Origin of the sequence: Moorena sp. SIO4E2 (assembly GCF_010671945.1) — a bacterium.
In the GTDB taxonomy this organism is placed as follows: Bacteria; Cyanobacteriota; Cyanobacteriia; order Cyanobacteriales; family Coleofasciculaceae; genus Moorena; species Moorena producens.
On the sequence record NZ_JAAHIE010000759.1, the window covers coordinates 1 to 2,960 of the forward strand.

General features: G+C 40.7%; 2 protein-coding genes and 1 pseudogene. 1 reads left to right on the forward strand and 2 read right to left on the reverse strand.

All coding sequences use genetic code 11. From position 1 onward, the window contains the following. Positions 1–680: 680 nt before the first annotated feature. Together F6K37_RS36700 and F6K37_RS36705 are read right to left on the reverse strand one after the other, a co-directional pair. Positions 681–1,770, reverse strand: a pseudogene (locus tag F6K37_RS36700) (transposase family protein). Between the two features lie 325 nt (positions 1,771–2,095). After that, positions 2,096–2,299 (reverse strand): hypothetical protein, encoded by a 204-nt coding sequence (locus tag F6K37_RS36705; protein ID WP_008179222.1) that lies wholly within the window; start codon positions 2,297–2,299, stop codon positions 2,096–2,098. 229 nt (positions 2,300–2,528) lie between these two features. On the opposite strand from F6K37_RS36705, the gene F6K37_RS36710 reads away from it, so the two are divergent. Next, positions 2,529–2,930 (forward strand): hypothetical protein, encoded by a 402-nt coding sequence (locus F6K37_RS36710; protein ID WP_287255904.1) that lies wholly within the window; start codon positions 2,529–2,531, stop codon positions 2,928–2,930. The last annotated feature ends 30 nt before the right edge of the window (positions 2,931–2,960 follow it).

Sequence of the window (2,960 nt, forward strand, 5' to 3'; positions counted from 1 at the left end):
AAATTGACTGGACTATTTCACCAATACTTTCGCGATCGCATATATCAAACAGCTTTGTAGCACAGGCTTCGACGCTGTGACCTAAATCAGAGCCTAGAAACTCCTCAAAATATGTATCCAAATCTACGAAAATATCCGGGATAATTCTCCCCATCTCCCCATTTACCCATTTCCCGACTCCCCTCGACTCCCGACTCCCGACTCCCTATTCCCTCTTCTCTGTTCTCTGTTCCCTATTCCCTGTTCCCTGTTCCCTGTTCCCTGCTCCGAACGCGCCCCGCGTGACCCACGGCCTCAGTCCCTGCTCCCTAAAGACCGCTATACTTCATTCTTTTTCTCCCACAACAAATAAAATAACAAAAGAAAAAACAGCAATAATTATGTCCCTAATTTCCCTAATTAGCTATTTATATAATCGAATAATAATCCCATAGTATTCCAGGCAAAGGGCTGGCATCCAAAGGAAAAATGACGAATAACCAATTACTACTACCTAAAAGACACAAGGCATTTTTAATGTCCCTAAGCCTTTGAAAAACCCCTTGCATACCTAAAAAAAACCGCCTAGGATGTAATTGTGATTAGGAAATAATTAACCTGACACAAACCAAAAATAAATGGCTCTCCTAGATTAAGTGTGGTAAATTAGTATAAAAAATCTGAGGGGGTGACGAAATAAGCTAAAACGCAGATTCTATAAGCGACATAGCCCTTAAACCTCGTTGATAATACTTTCGTTTATTAGGATTTAATTTCATTAATTCGGTTACTAATTCTAGACAAACATCCTTAAACTTTATCCAGGTTTGACCATATAAACCAACGTAAAAACTGGACGGTGCGCGCCTCCAAGGCCGGGGAACCCGGCCTTGGGTCGCACCGCTATGTCTCCGCTCCATACGTCCATATTCTTTTACACGACCCACATAACTTTGGATTCCTTTACGTTTAATATGTTGACCTTTAAAAGTTGCAGAAGTATAAGCTATAGATATCAATAAAACTATAGAAATAAACCGTTTACCCTCAACTTTAGTGTTTTCTAAATTATAACCACCACTCTTGAAATCTCTAAACACTCTATATTAAATCTTTTTTTGTAAGCGGAAATTGCCAACTCTAATTTATCAAAGTTTGTCAAAATAAACCATCCTTCTTTGGCCTTGGCCTTTGGGCCACGCTGCGCGAATGGCCACGCTACGCGAACGGCGCTCTTCCTTTGAGTTTACGTTGCCACTTACCAGCAACATTAAAACTGGAAAAACCACGGGTTTTGGTAACTTTAACTCCTTGTCTTGATGCAGTCGCTCATGGGGTAAACCCCATGAGCGACTGCATCAAGAAGCGGGATAACTTTTGACAAGATTATTTGTTGTTCTGTTAAATTACTACTCCCTTTGGCAACAAAGTAAAATATACTGGAAACGCCCTTTTCTCCCAAATTAAGCTAACCATTAATAAATTGATGGAACCCCAATTCGTTCTATCAATTGCTAAATAAATTATTTGATTATCAGTAAAGTAGGTTTTCAATCAGTCTTCAACTATTGGCAACCAAACTTTGTCAAGTGTTAGATTGGGAGATCATAAAAATCTTTTAATTATTTTTATTATACTTTCAAATTTAATCGGTAAAGGGAGAGCATTGGCTAACTTTTATAAACTCACTTTTTTAATTGACTGTAAGAGATTGACGAAAATTTTTAAGGAAATATATTCGGCTAGAGTAAATTTCCTTGTTAGGTGGTTTTGGTATAATGTGGGTAACATTGTTAATAGGTAGGTTTTGTTGCAAATAAAAGACCTACCTTTTTTTACCATTTTATGGTAAAATAGCGGTTTTTAATCTAGTAAGGTACAAGTTTTTGGGTTTTAGGGAGCAGGGACTTCGGAAGAGGGAAGAGGGAAGAGGGAAGAGGGAAGAGGGAAGAGGGAAGAGGGAAGAGGGAAGAGGTAAAAAAATATGTGTACCTCATGAGGATAAAAAGCGCTATATACCATTTTTTGATTCAGCAACGCCGGATTTCTTGGTGTTATGAGAAATCACGATTGGGTTTGATGATATAGCAATTTTCATTTTGGTGAGGTACTTTGCTTATCCTTTTAAGGCAGAGGGCAGAAGTAATAAGACATTAATTTTGAAGCTTTTAAAGGCAATGAGCTCCAATAAAGACTGTACCTCATAGGTATGATAAAAGCGGTTATAGCGTTTGAGATCTGAAGGGGTACATTCAATTTTCCCGCTTAGCCAGTCCCGACTCCCTCGGTGCGCTTTCCGTAGGCGAATTAAATTCGCCACGGGTCGCACCGCTCCCGACTCCCTCGGTGCGCTTGACCCGTAATTAAATTCGCCACGGGTCGCACCGCTCCCGACTCCCTTAATGGAGTGTGGCGAGATGGGGGAGAGGGGCATTGCACATTACCCCAAAATTCAGTTTTATTAAGTTTTGTATACTAATTAAGGTAAAAGCGAAGGTAGAAGCGATCGCATAATCATGATCACAAAGGTGCAAATATGGGTAAACATAATGGTTATAGCTGTCTTTTTCCTCTCAGGCTGTGGTGATGGTGACCCCAAGAGCGAGACTAAGCCTACAGCAGGGAATGGCAAGCTGCAATTTCGGGCTAACGGTGAAGACTTTGTCCGACAGGGCTTTGTTTCCAAAGACCGTTGGCAAATATCTTTCGATCGGGTTTACATCAACCTAGCGGACATGACAGCTTACCAAACTAACCCTCCCTTTAACCCCGATACAGTAAAGGAAATCTCAGTCCAAGAGAAAATTATCCTGCCCAATCCCAAAACCATCGATTTAGCGGAGGGGGGAGAGAATGCCGAGCCAATTCTGATTGGTGAGATAGCTGATGCACCAACTGGTCATTACAATGCTCTTTCCTGGAAAATGCTCAAAGCCATGACTAAGGTTTGACCCATTGCTGAACCAATCTTGGCTTTGAGC